Source organism: Pseudomonas sp. 4CAES_32.4 (assembly GCF_058136335.1).
Window position 1 is genome coordinate 224,302 of sequence record NZ_CM176882.1, and the last position, 18,220, is coordinate 242,521.

General features: G+C 60.1%; 17 protein-coding genes. 12 read left to right on the forward strand and 5 right to left on the reverse strand.

The window, feature by feature from the left end:
- Positions 1-312: 312 nt before the first annotated feature.
- From gabD to AC3Y64_RS00970, 3 genes are all read left to right on the forward strand, one after another.
- Positions 313-1,755, forward strand: a complete 1,443-nt coding sequence (gene gabD / locus AC3Y64_RS00960; RefSeq protein WP_489986117.1) for an NADP-dependent succinate-semialdehyde dehydrogenase — start codon at positions 313-315, stop codon at positions 1,753-1,755.
- A 185-nt stretch (positions 1,756-1,940) separates the two neighbouring features.
- Complete coding sequence (gene gabT, locus AC3Y64_RS00965) at positions 1,941-3,218, forward strand: 4-aminobutyrate--2-oxoglutarate transaminase (protein ID WP_489986118.1); 1,278 nt, start codon at positions 1,941-1,943, stop codon at positions 3,216-3,218.
- 137 nt (positions 3,219-3,355) lie between these two features.
- Positions 3,356-4,567, forward strand: coding sequence for an HDOD domain-containing protein (locus AC3Y64_RS00970; RefSeq protein ID WP_489986119.1), 1,212 nt, complete (start codon positions 3,356-3,358; stop codon positions 4,565-4,567).
- 136 nt (positions 4,568-4,703) lie between these two features.
- Here the strand turns inward: AC3Y64_RS00970 and AC3Y64_RS00975 are convergent, their stop codons facing one another.
- Both AC3Y64_RS00975 and desA read right to left on the reverse strand, forming a co-directional pair.
- Positions 4,704-5,693 (reverse strand): GGDEF domain-containing protein, encoded by a 990-nt coding sequence (locus AC3Y64_RS00975; protein WP_489986120.1) that lies wholly within the window; start codon positions 5,691-5,693, stop codon positions 4,704-4,706.
- 144 nt (positions 5,694-5,837) lie between these two features.
- Positions 5,838-7,022, reverse strand: a complete 1,185-nt coding sequence (desA, locus tag AC3Y64_RS00980; RefSeq protein WP_489986121.1) for a delta-9 fatty acid desaturase DesA — start codon at positions 7,020-7,022, stop codon at positions 5,838-5,840.
- A 146-nt stretch (positions 7,023-7,168) separates the two neighbouring features.
- Between desA and dibA the strand changes: the two genes are divergently transcribed.
- The 6 genes from dibA (at position 7,169) to AC3Y64_RS01010 (ending at position 13,530) form a co-directional block, all read left to right on the forward strand.
- Positions 7,169-9,088: a phosphodiesterase DibA gene (gene dibA, locus AC3Y64_RS00985; protein WP_489986122.1), complete on the forward strand. Its 1,920-nt coding sequence runs from the start codon at positions 7,169-7,171 to the stop codon at positions 9,086-9,088.
- 247 nt (positions 9,089-9,335) lie between these two features.
- Positions 9,336-9,518 (forward strand): sulfur starvation response protein OscA, encoded by a 183-nt coding sequence (oscA, locus tag AC3Y64_RS00990; RefSeq protein WP_007917682.1) that lies wholly within the window; start codon positions 9,336-9,338, stop codon positions 9,516-9,518.
- A 145-nt stretch (positions 9,519-9,663) separates the two neighbouring features.
- Entirely contained in the window at positions 9,664-10,677 is a 1,014-nt protein-coding gene (locus AC3Y64_RS00995; RefSeq protein ID WP_489986123.1) for a sulfate ABC transporter substrate-binding protein, read from the forward strand.
- A gap of 155 nt (positions 10,678-10,832) precedes the next feature.
- Positions 10,833-11,651, forward strand: a complete 819-nt coding sequence (gene cysT, locus AC3Y64_RS01000) for a sulfate ABC transporter permease subunit CysT (protein WP_008080019.1) — start codon at positions 10,833-10,835, stop codon at positions 11,649-11,651.
- A gap of 13 nt (positions 11,652-11,664) precedes the next feature.
- Positions 11,665-12,537 (forward strand): sulfate ABC transporter permease subunit CysW, encoded by an 873-nt coding sequence (gene cysW, locus AC3Y64_RS01005; RefSeq protein WP_034151824.1) that lies wholly within the window; start codon positions 11,665-11,667, stop codon positions 12,535-12,537.
- A gap of 3 nt (positions 12,538-12,540) precedes the next feature.
- On the forward strand, positions 12,541-13,530 hold the full coding sequence (locus tag AC3Y64_RS01010) for a sulfate/molybdate ABC transporter ATP-binding protein (protein ID WP_102354732.1): 990 nt from the start codon (positions 12,541-12,543) through the stop codon (positions 13,528-13,530).
- 146 nt (positions 13,531-13,676) lie between these two features.
- Here the strand turns inward: AC3Y64_RS01010 and AC3Y64_RS01015 are convergent, their stop codons facing one another.
- The gene (locus AC3Y64_RS01015) at positions 13,677-14,204 is read right to left on the reverse strand and encodes an Mpo1 family 2-hydroxy fatty acid dioxygenase (protein WP_150692866.1); all 528 of its coding nucleotides are present in this window, start codon (positions 14,202-14,204) and stop codon (positions 13,677-13,679) included.
- 84 nt (positions 14,205-14,288) lie between these two features.
- Here AC3Y64_RS01015 and AC3Y64_RS01020 point away from each other — a divergent pair, with 84 nt between their 5' ends.
- Positions 14,289-14,966 carry a Crp/Fnr family transcriptional regulator gene (locus AC3Y64_RS01020; protein ID WP_489986124.1) on the forward strand — a complete coding sequence of 226 codons (678 nt, stop codon included), beginning with the start codon at positions 14,289-14,291 and terminating at the stop codon, positions 14,964-14,966.
- Positions 14,967-15,067: 101 nt separating this feature from the next.
- Here AC3Y64_RS01020 and uraH read toward each other — a convergent pair whose 3' ends face one another.
- Together uraH and AC3Y64_RS01030 are read right to left on the reverse strand one after the other, a co-directional pair.
- Positions 15,068-15,478 carry a hydroxyisourate hydrolase gene (uraH, locus tag AC3Y64_RS01025; RefSeq protein ID WP_016987599.1) on the reverse strand — a complete coding sequence of 137 codons (411 nt, stop codon included), beginning with the start codon at positions 15,476-15,478 and terminating at the stop codon, positions 15,068-15,070.
- Between the two features lie 12 nt (positions 15,479-15,490).
- A complete protein-coding gene (locus AC3Y64_RS01030) occupies positions 15,491-15,976 on the reverse strand; it encodes a GlcG/HbpS family heme-binding protein (RefSeq protein ID WP_489986125.1) in 486 nt (161 codons plus the stop codon).
- Positions 15,977-16,112: 136 nt separating this feature from the next.
- On the opposite strand from AC3Y64_RS01030, the gene AC3Y64_RS01035 reads away from it, so the two are divergent.
- Both AC3Y64_RS01035 and AC3Y64_RS01040 read left to right on the forward strand, forming a co-directional pair.
- Positions 16,113-16,793, forward strand: coding sequence for a heavy metal response regulator transcription factor (locus tag AC3Y64_RS01035; protein WP_158959061.1), 681 nt, complete (start codon positions 16,113-16,115; stop codon positions 16,791-16,793).
- Positions 16,783-18,171 (forward strand): heavy metal sensor histidine kinase, encoded by a 1,389-nt coding sequence (locus AC3Y64_RS01040; protein WP_489986126.1) that lies wholly within the window; start codon positions 16,783-16,785, stop codon positions 18,169-18,171. The genes AC3Y64_RS01035 and AC3Y64_RS01040 overlap by 11 nt, the downstream gene beginning before the upstream one ends.
- The last annotated feature ends 49 nt before the right edge of the window (positions 18,172-18,220 follow it).

Genomic DNA, 18,220 nt, shown 5'->3' on the forward strand with positions numbered 1-18,220 from the left:
CGCTTTGCCGGGGTTGATCTAAGGTTTTCCTGCGGCGGGGGCTTTTGGCTCGTTGATCTGAAAAATCCGGCAAAAGCGGCGTTTTTGTTCTTTTTTTCGAACGACCTATTGTCCTTTAACCCCTTTGATCCTACGATCCGTTTGAGATTTCAAACGCTCGTTGATGGGGTGTTGAAGCGCCGGTGGTTCGAATCGTCCACGGTTGATGCGCCACACCCGGTCACTGATTTCCCTGACGGCAGCCTTGCGAGGCGCCTTTCTACAATCATAATTTGCTCCGCGCAGGCCGCGGTGCTGTTAAGGAAAGCCGACATGCAGCTTAAAGACACCCAGTTGTTCCGCCAGCAAGCCTTCATTGATGGCGCTTGGGTCGATGCGGACAACGGTCAGACGATCAAGGTCAACAACCCGGCCACTGGCGAAATCCTCGGCACCGTGCCGAAGATGGGCGCCGCCGAAACCCGCCGTGCCATCGAAGCCGCTGACAAAGCGCTGCCGGCCTGGCGTGCACTGACCGCCAAAGAGCGTGCGGGCAAGTTGCGTCGCTGGTTCGAACTGATGATCGAGAACCAGGATGACCTCGCGCGTCTGATGACCCTCGAGCAGGGCAAGCCGCTGGCCGAAGCCAAGGGCGAAATTGTTTACGCCGCTGCGTTCATCGAGTGGTTCGCCGAAGAAGCCAAGCGCATCTACGGTGACGTGATTCCGGGTCACCAGCCAGACAAACGTCTGATCGTGATCAAGCAGCCAATCGGCGTGACCGCCGCGATCACCCCGTGGAACTTCCCGGCGGCGATGATCACCCGTAAAGCCGGCCCGGCACTGGCCGCCGGTTGCACCATGGTGCTCAAGCCTGCTTCTCAAACGCCGTTTTCCGCTTTCGCCCTGGCCGAACTGGCTCAGCGCGCGGGCATTCCTGCGGGCGTGTTCAGCGTTGTCTCCGGCAGCGCCGGCGACATTGGCAGCGAGCTGACCAGCAACCCGATCGTGCGCAAGCTGTCCTTCACCGGTTCGACCGAAATCGGTCGTCAGCTGATGGCTGAATGCGCCAAGGACATCAAGAAAGTTTCGCTGGAGCTGGGCGGTAACGCGCCGTTCATCGTGTTCGACGACGCCGACCTGGATAAGGCCGTCGAAGGCGCGATCATTTCCAAATACCGCAACAACGGCCAGACCTGCGTCTGCGCCAACCGTCTGTACATTCAGGATTCGGTCTACGACGCGTTTGCCGAGAAGCTGAAAGTGGCCGTGGCCAAACTGAAGATCGGCAACGGTCTGGAAGACGGCACCACCACTGGCCCGCTGATCGACGAAAAAGCCGTGGCCAAGGTCAAAGAACACATTGCTGACGCCGTATCCAAAGGCGCCACCGTGCTGGCCGGTGGCAAGGCGATGGAAGGCAACTTCTTCGAGCCGACCATCCTGACCAACGTGCCGAAAAATGCTGCCGTAGCCAAGGAAGAAACCTTCGGCCCGCTGGCGCCGCTGTTCCGCTTCAAAGACGAAGCCGAAGTGATCGCGATGTCCAACGACACCGAGTTCGGTCTGGCTTCGTACTTCTATGCTCGCGACCTGGGTCGTGTGTTCCGTGTCGCTGAAGCGCTGGAATACGGCATGGTTGGCGTCAACACCGGGCTGATCTCCAACGAAGTCGCGCCATTTGGCGGCATCAAGGCTTCGGGCCTGGGCCGTGAAGGTTCCAAGTACGGCATCGAAGATTACCTGGAAATCAAATACCTCTGCCTGGGCATCTAAGCCCGGACAAGGATCGCTGCAAACGCAAAGGGCACGAGAGCGCTGTCCCTTTGCGTCGTTTCAAACCGGAATTTTCTCTGCGGCCAGGAACGCCGTGGCAGTCGATCATCGCATGCTGCCACCGTCGATTTCTCCCGCTTAATCCTTGAACCACGCCGCCCGATGAGCGGCGAATGAGGACTGTAATGAGCAAGACTAACGCTGAACTGATGGCCCGCCGTACCGCAGCTGTTCCACGTGGTGTTGGCCAGATTCACCCGATCTTCGCTGAGTCCGCGAAGAACGCTACCGTGACTGACGTTGAAGGTCGTGAGTTCATCGACTTCGCCGGCGGTATCGCTGTACTGAACACCGGCCACGTGCACCCGAAAATCATCGCCGCCGTGACCGAACAGCTGAACAAGCTGACCCACACTTGCTTCCAGGTTCTGGCTTACGAGCCGTACGTAGAAGTGTGCGAGAAAATCAACGCCAAGATCCCAGGTGATTTCGCCAAGAAAACCCTGCTGGTCACCACCGGTTCCGAAGCTGTCGAAAACGCCGTGAAAATCGCCCGTGCCGCCACTGGCCGCGCTGGCGTGATCGCGTTCACTGGCGCTTACCACGGTCGCACCATGATGACCTTGGGCCTGACCGGTAAAGTCGTGCCTTACTCGGCCGGCATGGGCCTGATGCCAGGCGGTATCTTCCGCGCGCTGTACCCGAATGAACTGCACGGCGTGAGCATCGACGACTCGATCGCCTCCATCGAACGCATCTTCAAGAACGACGCCGAGGCGAAAGACATCGCCGCGATCATCATCGAACCTGTTCAGGGTGAAGGTGGTTTCTACGTCGCGCCGAAGGAATTCATGAAGCGTTTGCGCGCTCTGTGCGACCAGCACGGCATTCTGCTGATTGCTGACGAAGTTCAGACCGGCGCTGGTCGTACCGGCACGTTCTTCGCCATGGAACAGATGGGTGTTGCTGCCGACCTGACTACCTTCGCCAAATCCATCGCTGGCGGCTTCCCGCTGGCCGGCGTGTGCGGCAAGGCCGAATACATGGACGCCATCGCTCCAGGCGGCCTGGGCGGCACTTACGCCGGTAGCCCGATCGCTTGCGCCGCGGCTTTGGCCGTGATGGAAGTGTTCGAAGAAGAAAACCTGCTGGACCGCTGCAAGGCAGTCGGCGAGCGTCTGGTCACTGGCCTGAAGGCTATCCAGGCCAAGTACCCGGTGATCGGCGAAGTCCGTGCTCTGGGTGCGATGATCGCGGTCGAGCTGTTCGAAAACGGCGACAGCCACAAGCCGAACGCTGCTGCTGTGGCATCGGTTGTGGCCAAGGCGCGCGACAAGGGTCTGATCCTGCTGTCCTGCGGCACCTACGGCAACGTTCTGCGCGTACTGGTACCGCTGACCTCGCCGGACGAGCAACTGGACAAAGGTCTGGCGATCATCGAAGAGTGCTTCTCCGAGCTCTGATCACCCAGTGTGACCTGATCGACAAAAAACCCGCTTCGGCGGGTTTTTTTACGCCCCTTGAAACACATCCGGCGCTTTAGCGCTGTATCGAATGGCCAGCATTGGCTAAGGTTCAGGCATTGCAAGGGAGAGCGCGCATGACCGCCGTTGATTTACCCGCCGTACCAAGAGTGCTGATTGCTGAGGCCGACCCCTGGTCTCGCGACCTCCTCAAACAAGTGCTGTTGAACGTCCGTTGCGATGCGCGGCTGGATTTGTGCGCCGATGGCCAAGAGGCCATGTCGATGCTTCGCGAAGTGCCGTATGACCTCGCCATCGTCGATTGGGAGCTGCCCGGCATCGATGGTTTGAATGTGCTGCGCAGCGTGCGCCAGCGCAAACGCAATCCGCCGCTGCCGTTCATTCTGATGAGCAGCCGTAACGACAGTGCCAGTGTCCGTGAGGCGATTCCGCTGGCACCGACGGCGTATTTGACCAAACCCCTGAACATGGAAAGCCTGACCGAGCGGTTGCAAGGGTTGCTGCTCAATGGCGGGGAAGAAGTGTTCTGTGAAGTGCCGGCGCTGGCGCCGGGCATGACCTTGTCGGTGTTTCTGGAACGGCGCCGCGAGCAGGCTGACGGCGCGCCGTTGATGACCGATGTGCAGGTAGCCGTCAAACGCAGCCTCAATCCCAGTGGCCTCGATCTGAAGCTGCTGGAAGATGAGATCAAAACCGATCCGCAGATCACTGCCGTGTTGATCGCTGCGGCCAACAGCGCGGCGCAGCACCATGGCGCGCCGGTGCAGACACTGGCTCAAGCCCTGCATCGTCTGGGCACCGGGCAGAGCATGAACCTGATCCTCGGGTTGGCGCTCAAGCGCAGTGCCAAACTGAGTGATCCGTGTCTGGCCGACTATGCCGAGCGCTATTGGGGGCTGTCGCTGCACACCGCTGAATACGCACGGACGTTGGCGCGTCTGCTCGATCTGGATCAAGAGCGTTGTTACTGCGCAGGCATGCTCCATCGGCTGGGTGATCTGGCGTTGCTGCGGTGTTTGCAGGAGTGGCAGCAGGCCGGCGGCGCGCTCGATGAGCAGGAGGAGGTCGGCGAGGCGCTGGCGGCGTTTGGCGCTGCCTACGGTTCGGCATTGCGTACGCGCTGGCGGTTGCCGTTGGAGCTGCGGGAGTTGATTGCGTCGGTCTACCAGCTCGGTGGCGGGGTGTATTCCCGTGAGGCGCTGGTGATGAACATGGCGGCGCAAATGGCGCGCCTGACCGAGCATGAAGGTATTGAAGAACTGGCGAAGAGCCGCACGGCGCGGTTGCTCAAGATCGGCTTGCCGGAGTTGATGCGGATGCGCAAGTAACCCGGAACAATGCAAATCCCTGTGGGAGCGGGCTTGCCCGCGATGGCGTCGGCGCAGACAACATCTTTGCTGAGTGTGCCGGCCTCATCGCTGGCAAGCCAGCTCCCACAGGTTTTGTGGCGGATTCAAATAGGGTCTACGCAGAAATAATGCGGTTCTTGCCCTGCCGCTTGGCCTCGTACATTGCCGCGTCCGCACGGGCGAACAGGCTGTCGAGGCTTTCGTCTTCTGCGGTGAGACTGGTCAGGCCCTGACTGACAGTGATGCCGAACGTCTGGCCGTCGTGACTGAAACTCAATCGCTGAATCTCCTGCTGCAATCGCTCGGCCACTTGCATGGCCATGTCCGGCGCACAACCCGGAAACACTGCGGCAAACTCTTCGCCGCCAATGCGTCCAAACAGATCACCGCGCCGCAACGACCCACGTCCACATTCGGCAATCCGCTGCAGCACGTTGTCACCCTCCGGATGGCCGTAGCTGTCATTGATCACTTTGAAGTCATCGATGTCCAGCAGCAGAAATGCCAAGGGCGAGCCTTGCAGGCGGGCTTCTTCGAACTCGCGGTGGGCACACTCAAAGAAGTGCCGGCGATTGCTGCTTTGGGTCAGCACGTCGGTGGTCGCCAAGCGATGCAGCTCGGTTTCCATGTGCTTCTTGTCGGTGATGTCTTCGGCGATGCCGACGATGATCACCGGTTGTCCGGGTTCGTCCTGGCGATTGATGAAGCATTTGTCGCTGAGCCAGCGCACCTGGCCATCGGCGGCGATGATCCGGTACTCGCGATCTTCCACCGCGCCCTTGTGCAGCACTTCGGCGAGGCTGCGTTCGGCGTATTCAAGATCGTCGGGATAGATGCTGTCGCGCCACTGATTGTAGTCAGCCAGCAGAAGCGCTGCGGAACGACCGAAAATCCGTTCATAGGCGGGGCTGACGTACAACACCTGCCGGGTTTCCCAGTTGAAGGCCCAGAGTACGGCGTTGACGCTGACCAGCAGCGAGCTGAACAGTTGCTCGCGCTCGCTCAGGCGGGCGACTTCGCCTTGGGCGTGCATCAATGCCATAAGGGTTTGCGCGGCTTCTGGCCACTGCGGCAAGGATGAGTCTTTTTGGTTGTTATTGACCATCGGCACCAATCTCAAAAGGCGTGCCGGAAGTCGACAACGGCCACGGTACAACCCGCCGGAGGTGGCGAAGTGTCATTGAGATAGGGGATTGGAGGGGAAGTTCCAAAGGGTGCGCCCGGGTTGCGGGCGCACCGATCAATGGCTTCAGACCGCTGCTGGACGCAGCGAGTAGGTTTTCAACTGGTCGGCGAATTCACGCAAGGACTGGATGCCGCTGGCTTCCGCTTCGTGAATCCACTCTTTGATGGCGGCGAGCATGTCGTGGCCATTCGAGCTGGTCTTGACCCAGATCTGCTGCAGGGCCAGGCGTTTTTCGTAAATTACCTTCAGCGCCTGGCTGTGCTCAAGCATGGTCTGGATGCGCAAGTGGTGACGATCTTCCAGCAGGCTGGTTTCCCGCGACAGCAGACGTTTGGCGCGGTGGAACTGGTGACGCACCGAATGATCGACCTTGGCCAGCTCCTGCTTGACCAGTGGCCCGATCACTAACTTGCGGTACTGGGCCATGATCTGGAAGCGGTTGTTGAGGATCGCCATGGCGGTATCCATGTCCAGACTGCCCTTGCCTTCGACCCGGTGGGCAATCGGCGCGACACGCTGAACCTTGGCCAGACGCAGGAAACTGAAGACTTTGATCCATGCCCAACCGAGGTCGAACTCCCACTTCTTCACCGACAGCTTGGCCGAGTTAGGGTAGGTGTGATGGTTGTTGTGCAGTTCTTCGCCGCCGATCAGGATGCCCCATGGCACCAGATTGGTTGCCGCATCGCGGCATTCGAAGTTGCGGTAGCCGACGGCATGACCGAGACCGTTGATCACGCCGGCGGCCCACACCGGGATCCACATCATCTGGATCGCCCAGATGGTGATACCGATGGTGCCGAACAGCAGAAGGTCGATGACGCCCATGATCGCTACACCCAGCAGCGGGTAGCGGCTGTAGAGGTTGCGTTCGATCCAGTCTTCCGGACAGTTCTTGCCGTAGATGCGCAGGGTTTCCGGGTTCTGGGCTTCGGCGCGGTACAGCTCGGCGCCGGTACGCAACACCGTCGACAAACCCTTGATGACCGGGCTGTGCGGGTCATCTTCGGTTTCGCATTTGGCGTGGTGTTTACGGTGGATGGCGGTCCACTCGCGGGTGTTCTGCGCCGTGGTCAGCCACAGCCAGAAACGGAAAAAATGCTTCAGGCCGGCATTCAGCTCAAGCGAGCGATGGGCCGAGTAGCGGTGCAGATAGACTGTGACGGCAACAATCGTCACATGGGTCATCAGCAGGGTGACTGCGACCAGAGACCAGGCCGACAAGCCAAGAAAACCTTCGTACCACATAGGCTATAGGGCCCTCGATAAAGATAAAAACAGCCGTTGCATTATCACTAAGCACACAGATAAAACCAGTCGCCCTTTCAGATAAGAGTCGCTGGATGTTTCTTGACCTATAATTCCAACCTTTTTGTAGGGACATGGACAGCCGAATGTCTGCCACATATCGCGATGCCTTGCGTGCAGCGCTGCTCTATCTCGGGCTTGCCGTCGTCTGGCTGCAAAGTGCTGATCATTTATTAAACAATTTCTTCGATAGCTCCGTCGATCTGGCGCGATGGCAACTGATCAACGGTTACCTGTTTGCGGCGGTCAGCGCCGGTCTGATCTTTCTGGCGCGGGCGCGTTTGTGTGCGTTTCTCGGGATCGGTGCGCGTCTGCGTGAGCGGCATGCTGATCGCGAGCGCCTGCGCCAGGCTGCTGCGGTATTCGATTGCACCCGCGAAGGGGTGTTGGTCACCAACCATCAAGGGCTGATCGTCCACGTCAATCGCGCCTTTATGGAGATCACCGGTTATCAACGCGAAGAAGTCCTCGGGCAGCAGCCGAGCCTGTTCAAGTCCGGCCATCATCCGCCGGGCTTCTACCAGGCCATGTTCGCCACACTGGAGTCGCAAGGGGAGTGGAGCGGCGAAATCTGGAACCGGCGAAAAAGCGGCGAAATTTATCCACAGTGGCAAACCATCCGGGTCATTCACGATGATCAAGGCCGGCTCAGCCATTACGTCGCGGTGTTCTCCGACATCAGCGCGATCAAGGACTCCGAGCATGAGCTCAAGCATCTCGCCCATCACGATCCGTTGACCGACCTGCCCAATCGCCTGTTGTTCAGCGACCGCGCCGAGCAGGCGCTGGCGTATGCGCAAATTCACAAGCGCGGCTGTGCCTTGCTCATGCTTGATCTCGATCACTTCAAAATGATCAACGACAGCCTCGGCCATAACATCGGTGATCGCTTGCTCAAGGCTGTAGCGGCGCGTTTGCTGGCGTTGTTCGGCCCCGGAATTACCTTGGCGCGCCTCGGTGGCGACGAGTTCGCTGTGCTGGCGGAAAGTTGTCCACAGCCGGGGCAGGCAGCGGCGCTGGCGCAACGCATTCTCGATGTGTTCAAGGATCCGTTTCGCATCGACGGACATGAGCTGTTCATCAACACCAGCATCGGCATCAGCCTGTTTCCCAGCGATGCGCTGAGCGCCGAGCAACTGTTGCGCAATGCCGATGCGGCCCTGTTCAAAGCCAAGAGCAGCGGTCGTGACGGTTACGCCTTGTACACCGAAGAGCTCACCGCCCACGCCCAGCAACGGGTCGAAATCGCTTTCGAACTGCGCCGAGCGCTGGAGCAACAGGAACTGCGCGTCTACTACCAACCGGTGCATGACTTGAAAACCAGTCGCCTGATCGGTGTCGAGGCTCTGGTGCGCTGGCAGCATCCGCAGCGCGGTCTTGTGTCGCCGGCGGAATTCATCCCGATTGCCGAGCGCACCGGGCTGATCGCCGAGATCGACGCCTGGGTGATGCAGCAGGCCTGTCGGCAGATGTGTCAGTGGCAGCAGGCCGGCATCGTGCTGTCGTTTGTCGCGGTGAACGTTTCTTCGCGGCTGTTCGCCCGGCGAGAGTTGTATCAGCAGGTCGCGCAGGTGCTGCATGACACCGGGCTGAATCCGGCTTGTCTGGAGCTGGAAGTCACCGAAAGTGCGGTGATGGATGACCCGGAAGTGGCGCTGGAACAGATGCATCGTCTGCGCGAGTTGGGCATTCGTCTGGCCATCGATGATTTCGGTACCGGTTATTCGTCGCTGTTGCGGCTCAAGCGGCTGCCGGTGCAGAAGCTGAAGATCGATCAGGGATTCGTCGCCGGGCTGCCGTGGGACGAGGATGACGCAGCGATTGTCCGGGTGATCATTGCGCTGGCGCGGAGCATGGGCATGCAGGTGCATGCCGAGGGGATCGAACAGGTCGAGCAGGCGACGTTTCTGTTGGGACAGGAATGTGATCTGGGGCAGGGGTACTGGTTTGGGCGGCCGAGTCCGGCGCAGGAGATTGATTGGGCGAGAACTCCAGTGATTGGATAAAGCAGAGCAAATTTATCCGCGCGCTCAACGCGGGAATACCATTTGGGACGCTCTGCGTCCCTCAAAATCGCGCCGCAGAGCGCCGCCGGCTGCATTCCCACGCAGAGCGTGGGAACGATCAGCTTTTCAGTTATATAAACATTCTTAAATAGTCTTTTTAAGAATATCCGCGCCTCTCTTATATTGCTCCCACGCCGAACGCAGTGCCGCCCACTGCCAGGCACATCCCATTCAAAGGAGCAGCACCATGAGCGCATCCCTTCGCAGCGTTGACGGTCAGGACGAAAGCACCATCTTGCGTGAAATCCAGAGCGCCCTGCGCGATCTGCGTTTCGGCGCGGTGGAGATCACTGTGCACAACGCGCAAGTCGTGCAGATCGAACGCAAAGAGAAATTCCGTTTGCAGCAACCGGGCAAACAACCGGGCTGAGTGAAGATCAAAAGATCGCAGCCTGCGGCAGCTCCTACAGGGGGCTGTGTGTAGGAGCTGCCGAAGGCTGCGATCTTTAGCCGGCACAACCGATTCCAGATATTCATAAGAAAAAGCCACCACCAGAATTCCAGGAGCTTTCACCATGTCGTCGATTCGCCGTTACGCTTTGGCCGCCCTGGCCAGCGCTGTGTTTGCCGGTTCCGCGGTTGCCAAGGATTACGAACTGCTCAACGTGTCCTATGACCCGACACGCGAGCTGTATCAGGACTACAACGCTGAATTCATCAAGTTCTGGCAGAAAGACCACGCCGGCGACACCGTGAAAATCCAGCAATCCCATGGTGGTTCGGGCAAGCAGGGCCGTGCGGTCATCGACGGTCTGCGCGCTGACGTGGTGACTCTGGCCCTGGCCGGCGACATCGACGAAATCGCCAAACTCGGCAAGACCCTGCCCGCCGACTGGCAGAAGCGTCTGCCGGAAGCGAGCACGCCGTACACCTCGACCATCGTCTTCCTGGTGCGCAAGGGCAACCCGAAAGGCATCAAGGACTGGGGCGATCTGGTCAAGAACGACGTCTCGGTGATCACCCCGAACCCGAAAACCTCCGGCGGTGCGCGCTGGAACTTCCTCGCTGCATGGGCCTACGGCCTGAAAGCCAACGGTGGTGACGAAGCCAAAGCCAAAGAATACGTACAGACGCTGTTCAAGCACGTACCGATCCTCGACACCGGTGCGCGCGGTTCGACCATCACCTTCGTCAACAACGGTCAGGGCGACGTGTTGCTGGCCTGGGAAAACGAAGCGTTCCTGGCCCTGAAAGAAGATGGCGGCGCTGACAAGTTCGACATCGTCGTGCCTTCGCTGTCGATCCTCGCCGAACCACCGGTAGCCGTGGTCGACAAGAATGCCGAGAAGAAAGGCAACGAGCAGATCGCCGAAGCCTATCTGAAGCATCTGTACAGCCCGGCCGGTCAGGAAATTGCCGCGAAGAACTTCTACCGTCCGCGTGACAAGGACGTAGCCGCGAAGTACGCCCAGCAATTCCCGAAACTGGAACTAGTGACCATCGACAAGGACTTCGGCGGCTGGAAATCCGCGCAGCCGAAATTCTTCAACGACGGTGGCGTGTTCGACCAGATTTATCAGGCGCAGTAATCTGACCCACAACGAGCCTACTGTTTAGGCACACCACATGTGGGAGCGAGCCTGCTCGCGAAGGCGGTATTTCAGGCGACAGGGATGTTGACTGATACTCCCTCTTCGCGAGCAGGCTCGCTCCCACATTGATGCGTTTTTAACCAAGGACTTTTATGTCGCGTCGTATCTCCCCCGTCATACCCGGCTTCGGGCTGACGCTGGGCTACACCTTGGTGTACCTCAGCCTGATTGTGCTTATCCCGCTGGCGGCGATGTTCGTCCACGCCGCTCAACTCACCTGGGATCAGTTCTGGGCGATCATCTCCGCACCGCGTGTGCTGGCGGCGTTGAAGCTGAGCTTCGGCACCGCGCTGTGCGCCGCGATCATCAACGGCATCATCGGCACGTTGCTGGCCTGGGTGCTGGTGCGTTACACCTTCCCGGGGCGCAAGGTGATCGACGCGATGATCGATCTGCCCTTCGCGTTGCCGACCGCCGTGGCCGGTATCGCGCTGACCGCGCTGTACGCGCCGGCCGGTCTGGTCGGGCAATTTGCCGCTGATCTCGGATTCAAAATCGCTTACACCCCACTCGGTATCACCCTCGCACTGACCTTCGTCACGCTGCCGTTCGTGGTGCGTACCGTGCAGCCTGTGCTGGCCGACATTCCTCGTGAAGTCGAAGAAGCTGCGGCGTGCCTCGGTGCGAAGCCTTTGCAGGTGTTCCGTCATATTCTCGTCCCCGCGCTGCTGCCCGCCTGGCTCACCGGTTTTGCCTTGGCGTTCGCCCGTGGCGTCGGCGAGTACGGTTCGGTGATTTTCATCGCCGGCAACATGCCGATGAAAACCGAGATCCTGCCGCTGCTGATCATGGTCAAACTCGACCAATACGATTACACCGGCGCCACCGCTATCGGCGTGTTGATGCTGGTGGTTTCCTTCGTCCTGCTGCTGCTGATCAACTTGCTGCAGCGGCGCATCGAAACCCCATAAGGAGGCGCGAACAATGTCCCAATCGTCTATTGCGGCCGCCTCTTCGGCCAACGCTGCACGCCGTGGCAGCGCCACTTCGCGCAGAGTCCTGATCGGTCTTGGCTGGCTGGTCTTCTTCCTGTTTCTGCTGCTGCCGCTGTTCATCGTCGTATCGCAAGGCTTGAAGAACGGCCTCGGCGCCTTCTTCACCGCGATCTTTGAACCGGATGCTCTGTCGGCACTGAAACTCACGGTGTTCGCCGTACTGATTTCGGTGCCGCTGAACCTGGTGTTCGGCGTCAGCGCCGCATGGTGCGTGAGCAAATACTCGTTCCGTGGCAAGAGCATGCTGGTGACGCTGATCGACCTGCCGTTCTCGGTCTCGCCGGTGATCGCCGGTCTGGTCTACGTGCTGATGTTCGGCGCGCAGGGCCTGTTCGGCCCGTGGCTGCAGGATCACGATATCCAGATCGTCTTCGCCTTGCCGGGCATCGTGCTGGCGACGATTTTCGTCACCGTGCCGTTCGTGGCTCGTGAGCTGATCCCGCTGATGCAGGAACAAGGTACTCAGGAAGAAGAAGCCGCACGCCTGCTCGGTGCCAACGGCTGGCAGATGTTCTGGCATGTCACCGTGCCGAACATCAAGTGGGGCCTGATCTATGGCGTGGTGCTGTGTACCGCGCGGGCCATGGGTGAATTCGGTGCGGTGTCGGTGGTATCCGGGCACATTCGCGGGGTGACCAACACCTTGCCGCTGCACGTCGAGATCCTCTACAACGAATACAACCACGTGGCCGCGTTCGCCGTGGCGAGCCTGTTGCTGATCCTGGCGCTCTTCATCCTGCTGGCCAAGCAGTGGAGCGAAAACCGTATCAACCGCCTGCGCGCCAGCGCCGCAGAGGAATAATTCATGTCGATCGAAGTGCGTAACGTCAGCAAGAATTTCAATGCGTTCAAGGCGCTGGACAACATCAGCCTGGACATTCACAGCGGTGAACTGGTCGCGCTGCTCGGCCCATCGGGCTGCGGCAAGACCACGCTGCTGCGGATCATTGCCGGTCTGGAAACTCCGGATCAGGGCAACATCGTGTTCCACGGTGAAGACGTTTCCGGCCACGACGTGCGTGATCGCAATGTCGGTTTCGTGTTCCAGCACTACGCCTTGTTCCGCCACATGACCGTGTTCGACAACGTCGCATTCGGCCTGCGCATGAAACCGAAAAACCAGCGCCCGAGCGAAAGCCAGATCGCGGTCAAGGTTCACGAACTTCTGAACATGGTGCAGCTGGATTGGCTGTCGGATCGATATCCGGAGCAGTTGTCCGGTGGACAGCGTCAGCGGATTGCTTTGGCCCGCGCCTTGGCGGTCGAGCCGAAAGTGCTGCTGCTGGATGAGCCGTTTGGCGCGCTCGATGCCAAGGTGCGTAAAGAGCTGCGTCGCTGGCTCGCCCGTCTGCACGAAGACATCAACCTGACCTCGGTGTTCGTGACCCACGACCAGGAAGAAGCGATGGAAGTCGCCGATCGTATCGTGGTGATGAACAAGGGCGTGATCGAGCAGATCGGATCACCGGGCGACGTCTACGAAAACCCGGCCAGCGATTTCGTCTATCACTTCCTTGGGGATTCGAACCGCTTGCTGCTGAGCGACGACAATCACGTGCTGTTCCGCCCGCATGAGGTGTCGTTGTCCAAACATGAGCTGGAGGATCACCATGCGGCTGAGGTGCGTGATATTCGGCCGTTGGGCGCGACTACGCGGGTGACGTTGAAGGTTGAGGGGCAGACGGATTTGATCGAGGCCGAAGTGGTGAAAGACCACGACAGCCTGATCGGGTTGGCCAAGGGTGAAACCCTGTTCTTCAAGCCCAAGGTCTGGCAGAAAGTCGCCAGCCTTTAACTGATCGTTCCCACGCTCTGCGTGGGAACGCATCCCGTGACGCTCCGCGTCACAGTGGACGCGGAGCGTCCATGGCGGCATTCCCACGCAGAGCGTGGGAACGATCGAATGTAGGAGCTGCCGCAGGCTGCGATCTTTCAAGCGGCCTAAGCCGCCGCTTTACCGTTCGGATTGACCCGCACCACACCCGCCCGCGCCTCGATCTGCTCTTTCAATTCATGCCGCATGCCGAGCATGAACGCCAACTCGGCCACCACAAACAGCGGCCCGACGATCAGCCCCGACACGTCATCGACAAACGCCGGTTTGCGCCCTTCATAGTGATGGCCGACAAACTGGATCACCCAGCCGACCACAAACATTGCCAACCCGCTGCTCAGCCAGACCATGGTGCTCTGCTGCGCCAGCACATGCCCGGCCCAGACCGACAGGCCCATCAGCACGGTCATTAACACGCCAAGCTTCACCTCCAGGCGCAAGTAAAACCACGCCGAGGCCAGCGCCACGACAACCGCTGGAGATATCCACAACCCGCCCAGGGACCATTCCGGCCGCGACAACAAAACTGCCACGGCCACCACGATCAGCGGAATGCCGATAAAGTGGCTGGCGATGTTGCGCGGGTCGCGGTGGTAGGCGGCGTATTGACTGAGGTGGTCGACGAGGCTTTTCATTGTTGTTCCTCCGGTAGGGTTGATCGCATCATCCCTCGGGATCAGGGTTCGCTCTGTCAGGCAGGCGACAATCCAGGAGTGTTTATGCAAATACGTGCGCGATTGATGACCGGCCAGTGGTTCAGTCATCTGCCGGCGTCCTTTCAGGATAGCCTGCTGGCGGCGGCCCGGGAGCGGCGGCTGACGGCAGGGCAACGTTTGTTTCAGCGCGGAGATGCACCGTGCGGTTTGTACGCGGTGCTCGACGGCGCAGTGCGCATTGGTGCGGTGAGTGAGCAGGGCAAGGAGGCGTTACTGAGTCTGGTGGAAGCGCCGCACTGGTTTGGCGAAATCTGCCTGTTCGATGGCCAGCCGCGTACTCATGATGCCTATGCAGTCGGTCCGTGTACGTTGCTGAATATTCCGCAGGCTGCGCTGCTGAAACTGCTTGATGAGCAGCCGGTTTACTGGCGGCATCTGGCGTTGCTGATGAGCCACAAACTGCGCCTGACTTTTATCAACCTCGAACAACTGAGCCTGCTGCCAGCCCCGGCGCGCCTCGCTCATCGTTTGCTGATGATCGCCGAGGGCTACGGCGAACTCGACGCACCACGCCGTGTGCTGCAACTGCCGCAGGAGCAACTGGCGTCGATGCTGTCGCTGTCGCGGCAGACCACCAACCAGATCCTCAAGGATCTCCAAGGGCAGGGGATTATCGGGCTCGGGTATGGCGAGATCGAAATCCTCGACGCCACGCGATTGCGCGCCCTGGCCACGATCTGACAATGCACCCGAACCCTGTGGGAGCTGGCAAGCCAGCTCCCACAGGGTTTTCCACCGTCCACGATATCTCAGGCAAACCACAGAGCCTGTGGGAGTGGGGCTCAGGAACCGCGATAGGTCGAGAAGCCATACGGGCTGAGCAGCAGCGGAATGTGGTAATGCTGATCCGTCTGCTTCACTTCGAAAATCACCGGAATCTCCGGGAAGAAGGTGTCGTGCTTGACCTTCTTGAAGTACTCGCCGGTCTTGAACACCACACGGTATTCACCCGCTTCAAAAGGCTGTTTGGCCGGGAACAGTTCGGCAATCCGCCCTTGTTCGTTGGTTGTGCCTTGAGCCAACGGCTGCCAGTCCTGGCCGACGTGTTTTTCCAAAGTCACGTTGATGCCCGGCGAAGGCAGACCGTTTTCCAGATTGAGCACGTGGACGCTCAACGGGTTGCCGGCGGCCAGAGCCAAACTTGAAAAAGCGCTCAGGCCGAGCGCCGCAAAAGTCATGCGCAAAGTATTCATCGATGCATCTCCTTATTGGGAACGGGTGGTGGCCAGATCGGTTTTTTCGGCAGCCTTGATTGCACAGTTTTCGTCTTGCTCACCGCCGCCGGAACCGGCCACGCCCATGGCGCCCACCAGTTCAGCGTCGAGGAACAGCGGAATCCCGCCGCCGAGCAGCAGCAATTCGTCGAGGGTATTGAGATTGGCGGTTTCCGGATTGCTGCGGGCGCGTTCGGCGAATAATCGGGTCGCGGTTTTGGTCGACAGCGCGGTGTACGCCTTGCGTTGGCTGGCAGCGGTGTTGTGCGGGCCGACGCCGTCGCCGCGCAGGGTCACCAGCAAGTTGCCGCCACGGTCGAGCACCGACACCGTGCCGGTGCAGTTGGCCATGGCAGTGTCGGCGAGCAGCCGGGCGGTTTTCAGGTCGAGGTCGGCGTGACGCGGCAGTTCCGGGCTGGCGTAAACCCCGGCGCTAAGGCCGAGGGTCAGGCTGGCGAGCAAGAATTTCAGGGTCATGGGCAAGCTCCAGAAGCGAAGGCCGCCACCTTAATCGCCGGTCTTCGTCAGAACCTCGTCAGTCTGATTACAAGTTTGTAATGGGCAACGCCGCCGAAGGCGCCTAGCCTGTGTGTCTGAACAATCGAGGTGTGCCATGCGTTTGCTGGTCGTAGAAGATGAAGCCAAAACCGCGAATTTCCTCGCCAAAGGCCTGGGCGAGTCGGGTTTTGCCGTGGACGTGGCGCTCAATGGCCTCGATGGGCGCTACTTCATCGAGCAACAGGAGTACGACCTGATCATCCTCGACGTGATGCTCCCCGGCCTCAATGGCTGGCAATTGCTGCAGTTGATCCGCCAGCGCGGCGCCACGCCGGTGCTGTTTCTCACCGCCAAGGACGCCATCGAAGACCGCGTGCGCGGTCTCGAACTGGGCGCCGACGACTATCTGCTGAAACCCTTCGCTTTCGCCGAGCTGCTCGCGCGGGTGCGCACGTTGCTGCGGCGCGGGCCGATGCGCGAAGCCGAGTCGTACAGCATCGCCGATCTGGAAATCGACGTGCTGCGCCGCCGCGTCAGTCGCGGCGGCCAGCGCATCGCCCTGACCAACAAAGAATTCGCCCTGCTGCAACTGCTCGCCAGTCGCCAGGGCGAAGTGCTGTCGCGCACGCTGATTGCCTCGCAGGTGTGGAACCTGAATTTCGACAGCGACACCAACATGGTCGAAGTCGCCGTGCGACGTCTGCGCTCCAAAGTCGATGATCCGTACATGCCGAAACTGATCCACACCGTGCGCGGCGTCGGTTATCAACTGGAAGCCCCTGAAGATGCGCTCTAGGTCGATCGCCTGGCGCCTGGCGCTGGCGTTTGCACTGGTCTGCGCGTTGGTGTTGAGCGCGATTGGCGTGTTTCTCTATCGCTCACTGGCGTCGGAAATCGCCTACCGCGACGACCTCGCCTTGCTCGGCCGACTGGAGCAGGTGCGCGCCTTGCTCGCCGACAGCGACAGCCTCGATGCCTTGCAGGCTCGGCCACGGCTGTATCAGAACATGCTCGGCAATCTCGACAGCCTGCTATTGGTGCGCCGCGCCGACGGTTCCAGCGTGATCGCCATCAACCCGCGTCAGCGCGATCTGCCAACCCTCAACGCAATCCCCCGCGAGCAAACGCCACAGCGCCGCGACGTGCTGACGTGGCAAGCACCGGACGGTGCCGAGCTGGCGCTGTTATCCGGTGAAGCCCAAGGGCCGAACGGCGAACCGCTGATGATCATCGCCGGCAAGGTGCTGAGCGAGCGTGAGCAGATGCTCGGCAGTTATCGCCTGCGCTTGTACCTGTCGGTTGGACTGGGCGCGTTGCTCGCTTTTGCCTTGGGTCTACTGCTACTGCGACGGGGCCTGCAACCGTTGCGTCAGTTGAGCGAAGCGGTACGCGGCATCGATCTGCGTAGCCTCGACCAACGCCTTCCCGCCCATGGCACGCCCGCCGAACTGCTCGAACCGGTGCAGGCGCTCAACGGCATGTTGGCGCGGCTCGACGAAAGCGTGCAGCGGCTGTCGCAGTTCTCCGCTGACCTCGCCCACGAGATTCGTACGCCGCTGCACACCTTGCTCGCCAGCAACGGCCAAGCGTTGAATCATCCGCGCAGCACGGCGGAATATCAGGAGGTCCTGGCCTCGAACATGGAAGAGTTCGAACGGCTCAAACGCATGGCGGAAAACCTGATGTTTCTTGCCCGCGCCGAACAGGCCGAGAGGGCGCTCAATCTGCAAACGCTGGATTTGCACAGCGTTGGCGGTGAGCTGTGTGATTATTTTGAAGCGTTGGCCGATGACCGAGATTTGCGCCTGGACAATCAACTGCACGGTGAATTGCTTGCCGATCAGCAGTTGCTGCAACGGGCGCTTGGCAATCTGTTGGCGAATGCCGTGCGTCATGCCGATCCCGCCAGCGTGATCAGCCTGCGTCGCCGCGACGAGTCGGGAGTCTGCTGGTTGCAGGTGCACAACCTCGGCCCGGCGATTGCGCCGGAGCATCTGAGCAAACTGTTCGACCGCTTCTACCGCGTTGACCCTTCACGGGCAGAACCGGGGGATTCGGGTGGGTTGGGGTTGGCGATTGTGCAGTCGATCATGCAGTTGCATGGGGGGCAGGTGCGGGTGAATAGTGATGCTGACGGCACCGTTTTTGAGCTGGGGTTTGTGGTGAGCAAGTGATTTCTTCGTGATCACTCGGAACTAGGCTAATCTTGTTCAGTGAGTGCAT